Here is a 17,729-nt window from a genome sequence, read left to right as displayed (position 1 = left end):
TTCACGCGCATTTCACGGCACACCCTGCCGTCATTCCGCGACAATGTCGCAGGCCTCGGGCATGCAAAGATCCGGGCCCTTGGGCGGTCCGGCCGGTCGATATCCGCGCAATCGCGGGGCGCTGCTGCTCGTTTGTGCGGAGGATAGACGACCCACATGCCCGGGATTCTCCCCGTCCACATGACCGCGATTGGGTCAGCTCGTTCGGCTCGGGAATTGCAGCCGTATCTCCAGGCCGCCCTTGAGCTCAAACTCATCGTCATCCCGCCATACCTGACGGCGTTGTTCTCGCTCTGCGACGGGAAGAACGAGGAGATTCGCGAGATCTTGCGCAGCGCCATTGTTGCCGAGATGCAGCATGTGGCTCTGATCGCCAACATTCAAAATGCGATTGGTTTCTCGCCAATTCTCTCCGCGCAAAACCTTGCGCGCGGTTATCCGGCGCGGCTGCCGCTCTGTGCAAGGAACGACGAGCTGGGATTGAAGAAGTTCTCGCCTGATCTCTTCTCTGATGCCGTCTTAGCTCTTGATGACACCGCCGATCCGGCGCGCCGTCCACCGAACCCGGCCGCGGGCGACAGGCCACACGCGAGGCTGGGAGAGTTTTATCGAGCGATCATTGGAAAATTCGGAGAGCTTGGCGATTCCGCGATCATCGGCGATCCGACGTTGCAGTTCGTCGATGCGGTGTCCTACTCCGAGCGCGAGCTGTTTCGGGTGTACGACGCGCGGTCGGCCATTCGGGCGCTGCAACTGATTTCAGGCGAGGGTGACGTCACGGGCGAGATGCCGATCAACGCCGACGGCTCCGCGCGCCCAGACCGGCTGCTGCAACTCGTGCGGGCACGCGGGACGCACGCGATCCCGTTTGATGCAGCAAGCATTGTCAACATCGTCGAGAACAGCAGGACCTACATGTACGCTTCGGGCTCTTCGGTGCGAGCAGCCGTCGATGCATTTAATGTAGCATACAAGAGCATACTGACTGCGTTGAACGAGACGTTCAACGGAAGGCCCGAGCGATACGAGTTTGCCGTCTCCAGGATGTATCGATTGACGAGCCTCGCACGCCCGATCGTCGCAACTGATCGCGGCGATGGCACGTTCGCTGCGCCATCTTTCGAGTGGAGTGAATAGGCCGAGCGCAAACACACGCTTGTGCCGGCCTCTCGATGCAGAGCGGCGCGGTGGCTTTTTACGACAGTTTCACGCCCACAATTTCCGCGCGTCTGTATCGTGAACGCACGTCGAGGAGAATGACGGAGATCGAATGCAAGTTGTTTGGGGATGGGTTCATGGGAGCTGATCGGCAACTCTTGCAACGCAAGAATGCGGCGGTGAACCGGGTCGGCGTCCCCGCAAACAGGTTTGCCGTTGCTGTGCTGCTGGTCTGTTTTTCGGGGCTAATGCTTTCGTTCGCAACAGCCGCGGATCTTCAGCTGAACCGGGCCACGAGGCACTTGCCGGCCACGAGCACTCGCAATCCGGCCTCCGATCCATGCCAGGTCCCTGTCTGTATCCGCGACTGCCGGAGAAATGGGGGGCCGCTGGTGAGCGTTTGCGAGTCGCTTTGTGTCGAGACTTGCCGGAGCAGATGAATGGCGTGGTCGATGTGTCGTTTCGCAGCAATTGGCGAGGGGTAAGGTGGCTGGCTGGGACGCTGCGACATTCCTGGGGAAGGTTCCGCTGTATCTCGGACGAGGCGATCCGGAGGTAATGATCGCTGTTCTGGACGGCCCGGTGGACCTTACCCATGACTGCTTCCAGGGAACGCGCGTGCGCCGGCTCGAAACGGTCGCAAGCGCAAAGGCCGCGGACGGTGGGGCCACAGCGCACGGCACGCATGTTGCCAGCCTGATTTTCGGTCAGCCGGGCAGCTCGGTTGAGGGCCTGGCGCCGCTGTGCCGTGGCCTGATCATTCCGATTTTCGGTGACGATAGCCTGAGGTGTTCCCAGCTCGACGTGGCGCGCGCCATTCTGCTGGCGGTCGAGAATGGCGCTCACATCATTAATATCAGCGGCGGACAACTAGCCCATTCCAGCGAACCGCATCCGGTGCTGGCGCAGGCTATTGATAGCTGTATCAGACAAAACGTCCTGATCGTGGCGGCGGCCGGCAATGACGGTTGCGATTGTCTACATATTCCCGCGGCCGTCTCCTCGGTGCTGGCGGTCGGCGCGATGGACGAACAAGGTCAGCCGTTGCCCTCGAGCAATTGGGGCTCGGCCTATCGCGAGCAGGGCATACTTGCGCCCGGATCAAATATTCCGGGTGCTGCGCTACAGGGAGGCGTCGCACGAAAGAGCGGGACCAGCTTCGCCGCGCCGTTGGTGTCGGGGGTCGCCGCTCTCCTCCTCAGCGTCCAGATCAAAAGCGGGTCGCAGCCGAACCCGCGAGCCGTCCGTGAGGCGCTGCTGAAAACCGCAACACCCTGCATTCCGTCCGGCGCCGAGGAATGTTCGAGAGTTCTGGCCGGCCGCATCAATATTCAACAGGCAATCAATCAAATCCAGAGGGGAGCCACGAGCATGAGCGAAGCTGAAACTCTTTCATTGAACGAAGCGGGCTTGGATGCATCCGGGATCCGCTGCGACGATGGCGCAGCAATCCGCCGGCAGGACGATTTTGCGCCCGCCGCCGGTATCGCGATGTCCGAAATCGCGATGTCCGACATCGCGCCGTCGGATTGCGGCTGCGGTTGCGGGGGAGCGGAGAAGAAATCGAGCTGCGGTTGCGGAGGAACTGCCGCTCAGAAGGCTCCGTTCGTCTATGCGCTCGGAAAACTCGGATATGATTTTGGATCCGAGGCGCGTCGCGATTCGTTCATTCAGTCGATGCCGGTCGGTGCCAACAATCCGCAGCTCCCCGAGCAACTGCTGGCGTATCTCGCCGACAATATCTATGAAGCCGGATCGGTGATCTGGACCCTGAATGTCGATGTCACGCCGATCTATGCCATTCAGCCGGCCGGCCCGTTTGCTGCAGCAGGCTACGCTCGCATGCTGGACTTGTTGCGCGGGCAACTGAACGACGGCGTCGAACTGGTTTCGATCCCCGCCGTGATCGGCGGCAACATTCGGCTGCAATCGGGACAGGTGGTCCCGGTGATTATACCTTCGATGCGGGGCATGTTCAGTTGGGCGACCCCGGCGCTGGTAAGCCATGTGCTGGGGCCGCGACCAAAGGCGGCAGAAGCCCAGAAGACTTTCGATTCGCTCGCCGGCGGGCTCGGCAATTTCCTGAACCGGATTTACTACGACTTGCGAAATCTCGGCATTACCGGCGAGGACCGGGCGCTGAATTATTCGGCGACCAACGCCGTTCAGATCGCCGACGTCATTCGAGTCTCCACGCAGCAGCAACTGGAACTGGACGATATCCAGGTCAAAAAGAGTCCGATCTGCCGGCTCGACTCCGAATGCTACGACGTCGAATTGTCGTTCTTCAATCCGCACAACACCAACACAGCGAACCGGGTGTTCCGCTTCACGGTCGACGTCAGCGACGTCATTCCGGTTACGGTCGGAACCGTCCGGACCTGGACCAAGCGCGTGTGAGCCGGACTGGGTTTGAGGCCAAGAACTGCATGCCGCTGCGGGGTCGGAAAATAAGTGCAGACATGTAACCGCTGCGCGTCCCGGGCCAGCCGATCAAAGAGGACTTACAGATGAAAATGCCCACTCAAGCCAAAGCCGTACAACGGACGGTGACGCCGACCAAGATTGCCGCCGATGTCGCTCCGTCAGGGGTCTGTGAGGCAATCTGCAACGCAATTGGAGATCCCGTCGCTCGCGCCGCCTGCCTGGCGTTGTGTTGATCGACACGGTCGGTCCGTTGCGTTGACGAACGACCAACCGAGGGCGGATCGGTCTGCGGTCCGCCCTCGGACATGTTTGCTTCGACGACCCTTGGACAAGCCGTTCGAGCAGCGCGTGGGCCGCATCAGTCATCAGCTGGAAATCGTGTTTCGGATCGGTATGTGCGCGCTTTCCTCATGCCGTCGGTTGTAACGACGTCTGGTTGATCGACCAAGCGCTATTCACGCTTATCTCACGCGACGCAGGCTGACGCGTTGATATTGTCGTCTCGAAATACAATCGTAACGGGAGCGGCATCGATGCGCAGGTTTACAATCATCGCTGTATTGTTGTTCGCGTTGCCGTTCACGCCGGCTTTGGGCGAGCAGTGCGAGGATGGCCCGGCGGGCGCCGGCAATGGCCGCGGGTGCGTCTGATGGACTGGAATACGCGAGGGGTGAGCCGAAGACCGTCGAGGTCGAGGACAATGGGCAGATCAAGGTGCTGCCCTATATCAAGTCCGGGACCTACGCCATCGTTGAAGGCGACATCGTAATCGGGGATGCGAGTCAGATCGCGTTCGCGGCGCAGAGCGGGCCGATCAGGCTGACCTACAAGAATGCCGCTGGTGCGTCCGAAATAACGCCGTTCGGTTACGTCGCGCGATCGGTCCTGTCCGGTCAGCAGAAATGGCCGAACAGTGTCGTGCCCTACGTCATTGATCCAAAACTCGCTAGCGGTGCCACGGTGCTGAAGGCAATGGCGGCCTGGTCTGCCGTGACTGCGCTCAAGTTCCAGGAAAGGACTGCCGCAAACGCCGGTCAGTATCCGAACTATGTGTATTTCACCGTCGGTTCGAATCCCCTGGCCTGTCTCTCCATGGGGGTGGGGATGATGGGGGGCGAGCAGAACGTGGAACTGGTGGACGGCTGTGCCTTTGGCCAGATCGTGCACGAGATCGGTCATGTCATCGGCCTGCATCACGAGCAGAACCGGACCGACCGCGCCAGCCATGTCCGCGTGCAGTTTACCAATATCATTCGCGGATATGGCGGCCAGTTCAGGCAATATCCGGCAGACTTCGCCGACGCCGGATCTTATGACCTCGACTCGATCATGCACTACGGGGCGTATGCGTTTTCCTGCAACAACCAGCCGACGATTGTCGCGACGCAGCCGCTTCCGCCGGGGACGCAGATCGGGCAGCGCGACCACATCAGCAAGGGCGACGCGGCCGTCGTCAACTCCATCTACAAGTAGGGGAGGCGATGATGCGGGGCAAGCTTGTTCTCCTCGTTGCCGCATGGCTGCTGGGTATCCCAGGCTTCACGGCACGGGCGACGGAGCCGACCTCGAGCGTGGTCTTCATTGAAGTTGGATACATGGAGAACGGGGTATTCCAGAGCGTCGGGGAAGGCACCGGCTTCATCGTTCATCCGGCGGGTTGGGTGGTGACCGCAAAACACGTATCTGATGCGGAGATACCCGCGGGCAAGATCCGGTTTATCCGTGGTGCGGTGAAATCGCGAACCGCTGCGCCCAACCAGCTGTTCGACGTAGCCACGCCTAGCGTGTCGGCGGACATCGCGCTTCTGAGGTTTTCGCCTAATTTGAAATCGGACTGGCCGTTCCTGAAGGTTAGGGCCAATCACGTCTTCAAGCTGCTCGACGATGTGACCGCCTATGGATTCCCGGAAAAAAAGGACATCGAGGTTCGTCCTGGCGTGGTGTCCAATCTCGCGGGACCGAGGGGTTCGATGGGCGTGAACGTCGGACTAGCGCCGGGCATGAGCGGAGGTCCTGTGCTGCTGGGCTCGGGACGCTGCGTCATCGGCGTCGTTGCAGGCGGTAGCGGTTATCCGAATTTCGACTATTTCATGCCGCTGCAGTTTGCCAAGCCGCTGCTGGAGGTGCCGCCGGCCGAATTCGTCACCGTGGTCACGGCGTCTACGGACGGGGGCGGCGCGGTACAGGCCCCGATCTTCGAACGGCCCTATGCGGTCGACGAGACCTTTGACGAGCACCGGGAAGGCAAGAGCTCAAAGACCTACAGCATCGATTTTCAAGCAGACCCCGGCTCGAAGATTACGGCGGCGCGGCTCGCCGAGGCGTCGGCTGCGGCGGTCTTCGACAAGGTGCTGAACATCCAGGGCGACCGGAGCAAGGTCACGTTCAAGTTTCGGCTGGAGAGCGGTCCGTTCTATGACAGGTGGCGTGGCTGGTGGCATGGACAGGTGGTCCTCACGCAGCAGCGGGATACGCCGCAAGCAAGTACTGCGACATGCGAGTAGTGCGGCGCCGCCGTTCCTCGAATTGCCGCGACGAAACTGCGCGGACGGTTTCGTGCGGCTCGTGCTCGCCGCCTGCGACAGATCAGGTACATCGCAATTCACGCTTATCTCACGCGACACGCCCCGAACCGCCCCATAACTTCGCAGTCGAGGTCAGTCGCTGTGGGTGACCTCCGGGAAGCGTTGCTGTGATGGAGAGAAATGGCGCGATACCCGGGTTGGCATTTTCAGAAATCTCGTTGCGCAAGTTCGGTTCGGCCACTTGCAATTGGATCTTAAAATGACTTCGAAACATCAATTCGTCGAAAACGTATCTCGCCGAGACTTCCTCAAGATTGGCCTTACCACAGCCGGGGGGCTTGCGCTGCAAGGCGGCCTCCTTGGTCCGGGCTTCGCGATGGAACGACTGCCGACGCTCGCGTATCGATTGCTGCGCGACACAGATTTTCTCAATGTCGAGGTGCGCTTTATCAACTTTGAGCGCAAGGACGGCAATCTCCTGCCTCTCGGCCTTGGCCAATCGTCGGTCGCGGTAATTTTCCCGCCGCAGAACCTCGCTGAGGCGATCTTCGACGAGCGTCATGCTCCCAATAGCGGTTTTGAGAACGATCCGCTGAAGGAAGCCGAAAATCACGGCAACAGTCCTGTTCCGCCCGTCTCAAGTTTCATCTCGGGACCGAGTTGGGTGGTCTTCGATGTCCCCGATCACATGGAGCCATTCAAGCTGGATGAGCCGGAAAGCTGGTGGCCGGCGCTGGAGCGGCTGTCCTTGCGCGTTCCGCGGGGCGCGATCCCGCCGACGGTTTCGCAGGCGCCGACAGGGATCCAGCGTTACGTTCCGCAGATGCCGACGTCGACCGAGACCGCGCTGGAAATTCCGTTCCGGCTCTATATCTCGCCTGGGCCGAACACGCGCTTTTCTGCATCCGCCCTGTCCCGCAAGGACAGCACTTCAGCCCGGCGGACGGGCGCCGACAGCTACAACCAGCTCCTCGCCAAGAACCAGAACACCGCCAAATACGGCAAGAAGCCATCGAAGGCCGGCATTCTTCCCCCGAAGGATGCGGGTCCGAAAGTCGGCGCCGGGGCTCCCCCACCGGAGTCCGCGCCGCGGATCGACGAGCCGGTCGAACTCTGGAATGCCTCACTCACCAGCCGTGATCCGGTGAAGCCGGCGGGATTGCCGCCCGGCACGACGAATATTCCGGAGGAACTGGCGCCACCGAAGCGCGTCGTGCTGCAGGCGCGCGCCGTGTACTCGCCCGACTACCAGCGCAAGAGCGAGCCTCGATTTTCGCTCTATTATCCGGCTGAACGGCCGTTGTCGCTGCACGCCCTCACTCGACATCGCCTGGTCAGGCAGATGTCGGAGGGTGACGGCCAGATCGATATCGAACATCTGGTCCTCACCGCTATGGGGGCAGATGCCAACTTCTATTATGCGAGCCAGAAAACCGTCGACGAGATCATCCGCGAACAGATCGCGGAAAAGGGAGATCCCGGCACCGAGCTCAGGATGTGGAAGCACCGCATCGTCATCGGGCGCGACGTGTTCTTCGTGGAAGCGTTTTTCGGATTCCTTTTCCCGTTCTGCCACCCGTCCATTTATGTCGAACTGACACAGCGGAAGTTTGTGAGTTACGCCGAAGGTACGGACGCGGCCGCCCTGTCGGCGCCCGGCGCTTATCTGCTGAAGCGGCGATTCATCCTGGTTCAGGATCCGCTCAAAAACTACGCCGGATCGGACAACCCGGTCGGGCGGATGATGCCGGCCAAGCGCGTGACGCTGCGGACGGTACGCTCACCAGATCTCGCCGATCCCGCCATTGAAACCGACGCGGACGGCGGCAAGGGTTTGTACTTCTGGCCGCGGCTGGAAACGACCGAAGATATCGTCAAGTGGGAAACCGAAGTGGAGGACGAAAGCGGCCAGAAGTCGATCACGCCTGATGCCAGGCTCTGGTTCGCGTCGAATATCGTCAAGGGCCACCGCCAGTATGGCAAGAAGGTCGCTGCCGAGCGCACGATTCCGTTTCCCAGCAGCAAGATCGCCTTCGCACCCGAAAAGGGGCCGTCGACGCAGATCGCGCTCGCCGTCCCGAAGCGGATCCAGGATCTGCGCAAAAATCCTCCGATCTCGCTCGATCAGGCGAAACAGAAGATCAACCAAGCGGCAAAAGATGCGCTGGGCGATCTCGACCTGCAAACCAAGAAGATTGCCGACGTCGGCAAGGATCTCCTCGACAAGCTGGGCAAGGAGCTCGACACGGTCACCGTCGGCGTCGTCGATGACGTGCTCCACGTCGCCGACGGCTACGTCGCAAAACTGAAGAAGCTCAACGAACTCGGCGCGACGCTCGAGACCAAGGCGATCACGTTCACCAGCAACTTCGTCCAGCACGAGGTCGAGATCGTCGATCGCCTGATCTCCGAGTTGGCGAAGATCACAAAGATCGAAGGCGTCGACCAGCTCATCAAGAATCTGCATGACGGGCTGGATGTCTTTGCCGACAAGATCGACGAGGCGGCACGCCACCGCATTGCTGATGCCCTCGGCGCGCTGATCGAAACCAGCAAGGCAATCGAGAAGGACGCCGACAAGGCGCTTGCGGACTTTCGGGCCAAGTCGAAGGAGTATCTCGCCCAGTATCAGAAATTCAGGGACGAGGCCGCCAAATTCGGTTCCGGAATTTTCCACACCGGCATCGAGGCCGCCTCGGTCGTTATTCCCGCTGTCAAGGGCATGCTTCCCGATGTTCCCGAACGCGAGATCAAGCTGGTCGAGGATTACATCACCGGCGGTTTCAGGTCGGCGCAGAACGGCGTCTATGCGAAATTGACCGAGGCGATCGGCAAGGCCGAGGATATCGGTGGCCAGATCAAAAACGGCCTCGCCAAGCCGAGCACAGTGATCAGCGGCATCTCCCGCGAGCTTGGTGCGGTCGCATCGCAGACGGCGGACAAAGTCAAGGAGATCGCCCGAACCGATTTCAACAAATTCACGAACGACCTTTCGGACGCGGTGCCGGACGCGAAAGTCTTCGGCGTCATCCCGCTGCGCAAGATCATTGCAGCGGTCGGACGCGGCCAGATGCCGGATATCAACGTCATCGAGCTTCCCGAAAAGATCGAGCGCAACTGGAGCTGGGCTGTTCCGGTCAAACGGCAGAATTTCGGCATTCTGACCTTCGCTCCGGTGTCGGACATTACCGCCGGCCTCATCATCACATCGAAGACGACGGTCAATATCCCGAAGCCGAAAGACCTCGTCGGTGGCGCAAAGCCGCAGGCGGTTGTGACTCTGGACGCCTTCCTCGGCAAGATTCAGGGCAGCCCAAAACCGACCCAGATAGACCCGGGTCCCGGCCGGCAAAAGACACCGGTCATCGCGATCAACCTGCTCGACCTGCTGGAAGTCCAGGTCGCCGAACTCCGGATTCAAGCGAGCTACACTTCGGGTCAACCAATCCCGACGCCCACTGTCAAACCGATACTGGCGAGCAAGCCGGTCAAATTCCTCGGCCCGCTGGCATTCCTCGGAGCGCTGCAAAACGGCTTGTCGTTCGGAGGTCTCGACCTCGGCATCGACACCGATTTCATCCACGTCAAGAGCAGCACGACGATACCTCCGATCGCATTCGGGGCATTCAGTTGCCGCAACCTGGCGCTGAAGTCAGGGCTGGCCCTGCCGCTTGGCGATCGCACGCTCCGCTATGAATTTGCGTTTTCGAGCTTCGAGAAGCCGTTTGAGCTCAGCGTCATGGGATTCGCCGGCCGCGGCTATTTCAGCGCGGCCTTCGAGAGCAACGGCAACCGCGAGCTGATCGGCGCGCTCGAGTTCGGCGGTGCGCTGTCCTTCGACATCGGGATCGCCAGCGGCGGCCTGTATGTGATGGCGGGCGGATACCTGAAGATCACCAACTCATCGACGGAGCTGGCCGGCTATCTTCGTGCCGGCGGTCAACTCGATGTGCTCGGTCTTGTCCATGTCTGCGTCGAGTTCTTCCTGGCGCTGGCTTATCGCCGCAGCGGCAGCGACTCGCTGCTCTACGGCTATTGCGAAATTACGGTCTCGATCGACGTCACGGTGTACAGCTACGACGTCCATCTGGGAATGGAAAAGACCATCGCTGGTTCGAAGGGCCAATCGGAAAGCAATGGTCAGGACCAGCCACAAGGATTGGTGCTGCTCGACGCGCCAGTCGGTGCGGAAACGCTGAAGTTCGTGCGCGCTTCCAGGGCGACCTTTGTACCTGCGAATGCGCCGGATCCGGATCAGGTTCGCAGCTACTTCCCGACCGCAAAAGACAAAGCCGAGAGGAAGAAGCGCGGCTGGCGCTTCGAGCCCGCGAATTGGGAATCGGACTACTGGGCGAAATTCGATTATTCGAGGACGTAATATGGCTGACGCAAAGATTTCCCTGAGGCCGATCGTCGTTCCCCGTGCTTTCGACGGACAGCGAATTCATTTCGCGGTGGTGTTCAATTTCGATCTGTCCGGCAACGCGCAGGATCAGGAAATTACCTTTCCTGAGATTTTTCGCGAGTGGCCGAAAACGCTGCATAACCTGAAGTGGCGGAACGCGAACTTTGCTGCTGGTAATCCAACGGTCGCGGAGATCGAAGGCGGCGTGTTCGTGGACGTTAAGATCGCAGAGACGCGCAAGTCCAGGCCAGCTTCGCGTACCGATGCCGTCCATCTTGATGCATCGAAAGCGCTGAAAGCGTGGAGCAAGATATTTTCCTTCGAGAACCCGAATGTCGACAGGTCGAAGCACGGGCGAAGCGTAGGACAACTGGCCAGCTTGTTCAGGCAGCCGCAGGCCCCGGCCGACCCGGCCGTGGGCGCCGGACCGGACCAGAGGGTGGTCACCAATCCGAGCGGCGGATCGGATCTCCGGCCAACCCGGCGAATCGAGTCTCTTGAAACGCGGAGCACGCGTGCGTGGCTGGACCAGTCGGCAGCGCACATCCAGACGGTATTGCAGGCAGATCCCCGCCAGTTGGCGATGGTAAAGGCGCACGTTGCGGCGCGGCGCCCCGATTTCGTCCGCGCCGCCAACAAGGTGGGGCCGGGTCAAGCCTTGGAACTGATGGCGGTCAGCAACGCTCTATCGCTCCCGGCTGCCCCCGGCGCGCTCAATCTCGATCCCAATAACGCGCAGGATACCGCGATGCTCAAGCTCGCGGCCGCCGTGTCACTGTCCAACATTGCCGCCGGCGGTGAGGCCGCCCGCGTTCAGCGTAGTGTCAATCTGGCCCGAAACCGGCCTCGGCAAGCTATGGACCCCAAGCATGCGGAACATCCCGGCGTTGCCGAGATATTGGCGCGCTTGAAGCACCATCCTGGCGTAATGGAGCAACTCGGTTTGGTGGTGCATTGCTCCGCTCCGATCGACGCAGTGGGCGATGCGCTGGTTAGCGGTACGATCTCACTGCGAATTCCGGAATTCGGTTCGACCGTCTTGGCGCCGCCGGCCGAGGTAGTGACGCATTTTGAGCTCAACCCGGATACCAAGAACGGATTTTTCCGCGCGCAGGAGAAAGTCGAGAACGAGCTCGATGGCCACTCCACACACTGGAAGCGCTTCAATCTCCTGCCCCGCGACTATTTTTCGCTGCAGCAGGAGGATCACACCCGTACGTTGATGCGTTCGCTGTTGACCGCGGGAAGTCCGTCGACGTCCCCACAAGCCGGGCCAACGGACGAGGCGTTGACGGATGCCATCATCATTCAGTCTGAACGGCCCGACGACCAAAGGGTTGCAGAGGTCATTCTCAACCGGCTCTCGCGTGGGCAGGAGCTGATCGGCGCGCCGACGATTGAGCTGTACGCTGAAGACCTGATGAGCGGATACGCATTCGATGTCGCCTTCGACGAAAACGGCGGCGCGGGGAAGTGGCATTCGCTGTGCCGCAGGAGGGTTCGGGTCTATGGCGATGGCGAGAGCGATCCTCTGATCGACTGCGAGGAGGAGGGCTACGTCTCGACTTCGGTGGGGACATCTGCCGCCCCGATCGTCGGGCCGATCCAGGCAATCGATACGGTCACCGGAGCGGATGACAAGACCACCCTCCAGAAGTTCGTCCTGCGGGTCGACCAACGGGGAGCCTACAATTCGTCGGTCCCCGATCACAGCAATGGCTATTTGGTCACGGCGCAAAAAGCCGCCGGCAGCATCGAGACTTCAAACAGTGATGTCGAGCCGTCGACCCAATTGCGCTCCGTGCTCCGCGACGTCACGGATATTTCCGACCTTCTGGCCAACCAGGGTTCGTTACCTGCCGGTGCGGAGATGGACCGCGTCCAGGTGACGATCGGACCTATGCCGAGTGGGGCACCCGAACTCGATCCTACGCTGGTTCAGGAACTTTTCCTTTCGCCGGTGTTCGCGACCGACGCCTTGAAAGACAGTGAGTTGCCGCAATCGCGCGTGCAGTTCTTCCAGGCGAGAAGCAAATTGCGGAAGGAAGATTTCAATTTCGCCTTCTCCGGCGGAATCAGCTCGTTTCTCAATGCCGATGGTACCGTCCTCGCACACGAAACCTGGCCGCCCAAATTTGAAGCCTTTGAAGCCGAGGGGGAACGAAGAGCCTATCTTCGTTCAGCAACGGATCTGGTGGCGCAGCGGCGGTTGAGCCGCTCGATCGACCCGGGGAAGGGGACCGCGGTCATCAGCGACAGCCTTCCGCAGGCGGTGCTGACGGCAGAGCACGCGGCAAGATCGGGTGGGGACCTGACCTTGCTGACCCTTCCGTTCGTCGCGTCCAAAGACGTGACGCGCGGCGGGCAGAAGTTGCAGATGCCCGCGATCGCTGTTTTTCCCTTGCGCTTGCGTTTCAGCGGTCAGGTGGATGACATTTCGGCAGTCGACACCGGCGACGGTCGCAAATCGTTCAATTTCCGTCTCACCGGCATAGCCGCGGACGTGCCGTTCACGTGCGCGGCGGAAGTAATTGCCGACCGCGCTGGGCATGCCGTCGAGCTTGCCAAAGGAGACGCGGTGTCCGGAGACGGCATTCTGCAAAGCCTCAATGCCCCGCTCAAGATCCTTCAATTGAATTTCCTCGGCACCAAGGACTCGCAATCGCCCGGCGCCAAAGCGGCCATTGCCGCGCCCGTCGTGGCGTGGCTGCCGCGCATCGCGCGGATCGAGACCGAGTTGCAGCGTGTACGCGGGCCTGCCAAGGGGCAAGTGGCATTCGAGATGCGAGGACAGATCACCCCGAGCACCACGTCCTACAAATTTCCAGGGGAAACGAGCGCGCGGAACGGGACGTTGATTAGCTGGCAACCGGCTGGCCAGACGCTGATCAAGACGAAGTTGATTGTTCCGTCCGACGTCGCGACGCCAGCCAAGGACGAGATTGTCGCTGCGAGCGGTAAGGTCGTCACCGTCACCGTGGGCGCCGAATCGGAACAGCAGGTGTTCCTCATCGAGAGGTGGGCAGTGCTCGCTCCGGCTGACAAGGCGAATATCGACGCGGCCATCAGCGACGAGGCGCGAGCCGCGAAGTCCTCGTCGCATCTCGACTGGATCGTGACGATCTCGACAGACCAGGGCGATCAGCCGGTGCGGTTCGACGTTTTGGCGGGTCCGCAAGATACCACCAACAAGCCGTTGCACCAGCCGAGCGACATCAGCACGGCGCTCAACAAGGGCGATCAAATCTGGCTCGAGGCGATCTGCGTCAACGAGATCGGCAAGCTGCGCGGCGTCGGCTGGCCGGGATGGATCGCGGGTTTCATCGCGGCAAAGTCGACTACGCTGACCACATTGGACCTGCGTACGATACAGGTTCCGTCAGCCGATCCGAACGATCGCGCCGGTTACTTCAAACTTGTCAGTTCACTGGGCAAGGTCACACTTGCCGCCGTCGACATGCTGAGCCCGAGAACGTTGCGCATGATGGGCGAGCTGGTTTCGACCGAAATCGTCTCCACTCCGAATCAGCCCGATACGTTGGTGCTGCATCTGGCTTCCCTGACAGGAAAGTCGCAGTGGCAAATGCAATGCAGAAAAGACGCACGGTTCTCCGATGTCGAGTCCGGATTGCCGAATCGCCGCGTCGCCGATCTTTTGCCGGGTGATTGCATCGTCGCAAGTGCGTGGCCGAACGGAGGCGGCCAGTTGCAGATCGATTTGACCGACGGCAGTGATGGGCTGGGCGGCAAGTTGGTCGCCCTCGAGGCGGGGCTGTTCGGGAAATGGACGCCGGCGTCGCAGGCCGACACTTCGGCGAACATCAAAAGACTATCCAGTATTGCGCTTTCGGAAGGATCGATCGACTTCCTGCCTGGCGTGCTGAGGACCCCGCGAGGAATTTCGCGCACGGTCTGGGGTCCGCGGCGATACCAGGATCAGAGCCGCGCCGTTGCGGCGGAGAATGCGCTTGCAAGCCACGATCCGATCGAGGGAGCCGCGCTCAGATATCTGCCGGTGGCGTTCGCGCGGACAATCATCGAGCATGCCGCGCAACCGGCGGCGGCTGCCGCCGCCGGCGTTGCGCCGATCCACGCGGTTGCGAGCGACTGCATCGCGCGCTGGCGGGGCTGGTGGCTTACGGTGCCGCAGCCGGGAAACACCGATCTTCCGGAGGGCAAGAAATCGGACGGCGCTTGGCCGATCACGATCAAATGCACGCCGCCGGCGGCAGGCATGCTGCCGCTGCGCACCAAGCGAGGCTATTGGGTCCGCGGATGGCGGGTCGATCTCGCAGGCAACATGTCGCAACATCTGGATACAGAAACCAGGAAGCATCTGGCCAGCCTGACGCCTGCCTCATACGCGCAAAAGCTTTCTCAGTTCACTCGACCGGATGCGCCGCTCGCGCCGGTCATGGCGCAGCCCGGCAAGACGCTGAACCTGCCGCAATTCTCCTTCGTCGGCTATCATCAGGAAGAGGCTGCGGACCAGGCTCCCGGCACCTCGATGCAAAGCCTGCGGCTGGTGCTTGTCACCGAAAGGAACGGCAAGCCGGTTCCGCCACGCAGCAATGGCAAGGGAGCTCTCTACAATTCGTCCTGCCACTTGTTGCCGCCACCGGTCGACGTCGAAACCGTCATCGGTACGGGATTCCTCGATCCCGATCCGAAAAGGAACGCCGCGGCGCTTCTGGCGCATGGCAAGCAGGTCACCGAGATCATCCGCAAGCACGAGCAGTTCTTTGACGACGGCATACTTGCCCAACGGCCATCGGGGCTGAATTATTTCCCCGATCCGTTTGCGACCCATGCCGTCGCCAGCGTTACCGAAACGCTCAGGGGCGTCGTTCCGGCTTCCGCGGTTTCATCGGGCGCGGGCTGGCCGGGTCAATGGTCAAATCCTGTACAGTTGCAACTCGTGCAGCAGGATAAGTGGCTTGACAAGGTTACGCCGTGGTTCATTCCGCAGGACAAATGGCGGAACGCGGCTGCGCCGCAGCTCGAACTTGCGACAGGACCGGTAGGTGCCAGCGCGTCCAGTCAGAAGCTGGCGTTGCGTGTCCCGCCGGCCCGCACGGCTCAATGTCGCATCGCTGCCATGCATGTTCTGGATTTAGTGCCCGACGCGTTGCGAAAGAATCCGGATGTGATCGCGGCCGTGGAGGCGAACGCGGGCCTGACGATCGATCTGACCCACGCCGTCACCGGGCCGCTGCGCCAGCCGGAATGGATTCAGCTCGTCGACGACCCGAGCCGGGTCCAGAACGACACGGCGCAGAACTTCAAGTCGCTCCTGAACGTCGACGTCCCGAGTTCGGGGGCGATGGCGTTCTCGATGTACTGGAACGATCTCTGGGACGAGACGGTGCCGGCGTTGTTTGGTCCTGCGACCGTGGTGGCCTACGCTCCCACGGGCAAGATCACCAAGGTGGAAATCAAAAATCCCGGTTTCGGATATGGCAGTGTGGCAGTTGTCGGCAAGATCCACGTCGGCGGCGACGGCGCTATCCTGCAGCCAGTCGTCAAGGACGGTAAACTGACGGCGGTTACGATCGAAGACGGCGGCAATAACTATCCTAAGGATCGTGCTTTCGCTATTACCGTCAATCGCCGGCCACCGTTGCACACGCCGGCCGTAGCCGAGGCCAAGGTTGTCGGCGGCAAGGTTGTCGAGGTGCGTCTCAAGCAAGGCGCCGAGGCGAACGGATTCTATGCCAGGCCGCCGTTGGTCGTCTTGCACGACATGAAGGGGACGGGGCGCAAGGCCAACTACAAGGCCGTCATCGATCGCGAGGGGCGGGTGACCGGGTTCCAACCGGTCAAGACACGGTCAGCTTTGGGACAAGAAGATTCGGGACTCGGCGAAGACTATTCAGCCGCCGTCATCGTCGGGATCTACACCGACCAGGCCCAGATCGCCGATCAGCCCATCGCCGACCGCGACAATCTCGACCAGCCGGCTTGGGAAAGCCGACCTTTCGAGTTCTCGCATTCGTTCGGCGATACGCGGGCGCGTCGCCTGTATGTCATCGGTGACGCGAGCACGCGGTTCCCGGATATGGTCGCAGAAATCGATCGACAACCGATGACCACCGAGCCGCGAATTCTGGAGTTGGTCAGTTCGGCCCGGCCGCCCAAGCCCGAGATCGCCTACCTGCTTCCGGCGTATGCCAACCGGCCGCTGCTCAAGGAGCCCGACCGCCTGATCGAACAGCGCGATTCCGTGATTCGCTGTTATATGCACCGGCCATGGAACGCGACCGGTGACGAACGGCTCGGGGTCGTTGTGTACAGCGCGCAGATCAACACCTCCCGTATCGTCGAAGACGTGGCCAACGAGGGACTGATCCCGCAGGGTTTGCGGAAGTACGTCTCGCGGTGGGGGTTCGATCCGGTCTGGGACGAAGCCAAATATTCACCCTTGACCATCGACGATTTTACAAGGGCCGTCGATGTGGCCCGCTACGACGATGTCGTTGAACTGGACGGCACGGAATTGCCGCCGGTGAGCGTTGCGCTGCACGAGGTCAAGTACAGCGCCAAAAAGGACATGTGGTACGCCGACATCGCCGTGCGTGCTCCGGAAGAGGGGATGCCATTCGTCCAGCTCGCGCTGGTTCGCTATCAGCCACACAGCGTTCCTCGGTTGTCGATGTCGGAGGTTGCCCTGGCCGATCCCATCGTTCATCCCGGCCTGCGTCGCCTGACCGTGCGTCGATCGAGCGCCAACGCCGTCAAGGTCGCGCTCGGCGGCAACTTCGACGGGTTGCGTCAGCCGGGCACCAGGTCCTCCAACCTGCCCAAACGGAAGGTTGTCGTCGAACTGCGGCAGCGAATGGAAGGCCTCTCGCTCGCGTTCGAAGGTCCGCTCGCCCACCGGGACGAACAGATCGACCAGCGGTCGGTCGACCGATGGGAACTGGATCGTGCGGCCGACTGGAAGACCTTCGCGGGCAAGGTCACGCTCAGTGCAGCCGTGCTGCGGGCGCCACAAGACTACTATCTTGCCGTGAAGGAGTTCGAGGTCTTTCCGGCGGGAGCGTCGTATCGAGATATGACCGGAAGCGCCGGCAGTGCCTTCAACTCCGGCCCGTCATCCAGCCCGGTGCCGGCCTACGACCGGCTGGTGTTCTATCGCGCGCTTGGCCTGCAGGAGCTGCCAGCCGGGTAGTTCCTTTCCTGGCTAGTCGCTCATCGACGGCACGAAATTTGAG

Annotated in this window: 6 protein-coding genes; all 6 read left to right on the top strand. The window is 61.2% G+C overall.

The annotated features are described in order from the left end of the window. Positions 1 to 156: 156 nt before the first annotated feature. The 6 genes from LQG66_RS08700 (at position 157) to LQG66_RS08675 (ending at position 17,686) form a co-directional block, all read left to right on the top strand. On the top strand, positions 157 to 1,137 hold the full coding sequence (locus tag LQG66_RS08700) for a ferritin-like protein (protein WP_231325444.1): 981 nt from the start codon (positions 157 to 159) through the stop codon (positions 1,135 to 1,137). 507 nt (positions 1,138 to 1,644) lie between these two features. Beyond that, the gene (locus LQG66_RS08695; RefSeq protein ID WP_231325442.1) at positions 1,645 to 3,558 is read left to right on the top strand and encodes a PatA/PatG family cyanobactin maturation protease; all 1,914 of its coding nucleotides are present in this window, start codon (positions 1,645 to 1,647) and stop codon (positions 3,556 to 3,558) included. Between the two features lie 657 nt (positions 3,559 to 4,215). After that, a complete protein-coding gene (locus tag LQG66_RS08690; protein ID WP_231325440.1) occupies positions 4,216 to 5,058 on the top strand; it encodes a M12 family metallopeptidase in 843 nt (280 codons plus the stop codon). Between the two features lie 11 nt (positions 5,059 to 5,069). Next, entirely contained in the window at positions 5,070 to 6,089 is a 1,020-nt protein-coding gene (locus LQG66_RS08685) for a S1 family peptidase (RefSeq protein ID WP_231325438.1), read from the top strand. A gap of 262 nt (positions 6,090 to 6,351) precedes the next feature. Continuing rightward, positions 6,352 to 10,488 carry a hypothetical protein gene (locus LQG66_RS08680; protein WP_231325436.1) on the top strand — a complete coding sequence of 1,379 codons (4,137 nt, stop codon included), beginning with the start codon at positions 6,352 to 6,354 and terminating at the stop codon, positions 10,486 to 10,488. A gap of 1 nt (position 10,489) precedes the next feature. Further along, positions 10,490 to 17,686: a hypothetical protein gene (locus LQG66_RS08675; protein ID WP_231325434.1), complete on the top strand. Its 7,197-nt coding sequence runs from the start codon at positions 10,490 to 10,492 to the stop codon at positions 17,684 to 17,686. Positions 17,687 to 17,729 lie beyond the last annotated feature (43 nt).

This window comes from Bradyrhizobium ontarionense (genome assembly GCF_021088345.1).
In the GTDB taxonomy this organism is placed as follows: Bacteria; Pseudomonadota; Alphaproteobacteria; order Rhizobiales; family Xanthobacteraceae; genus Bradyrhizobium; species Bradyrhizobium ontarionense.
Note: the sequence above shows the minus strand (reverse complement) of the source record. Positions and strands in the feature narration are given on the sequence as shown.

What these genes read in the sequence shown, in the direction of transcription:
- LQG66_RS08700 (WP_231325444.1), top strand. Translation starts at nt 157, where the DNA reads ATGCCCGGGATTCTCCCCGTCCACATGACCGCGATTGGGTCAGCTCGT.
- LQG66_RS08675 (WP_231325434.1), top strand. Translation starts at nt 10,490, where the DNA reads ATGGCTGACGCAAAGATTTCCCTGAGGCCGATCGTCGTTCCCCGTGCT.
- LQG66_RS08690 (WP_231325440.1), top strand. Translation starts at nt 4,216, where the DNA reads ATGGCCGCGGGTGCGTCTGATGGACTGGAATACGCGAGGGGTGAGCCG.
- LQG66_RS08685 (WP_231325438.1), top strand. Translation starts at nt 5,070, where the DNA reads ATGCGGGGCAAGCTTGTTCTCCTCGTTGCCGCATGGCTGCTGGGTATC.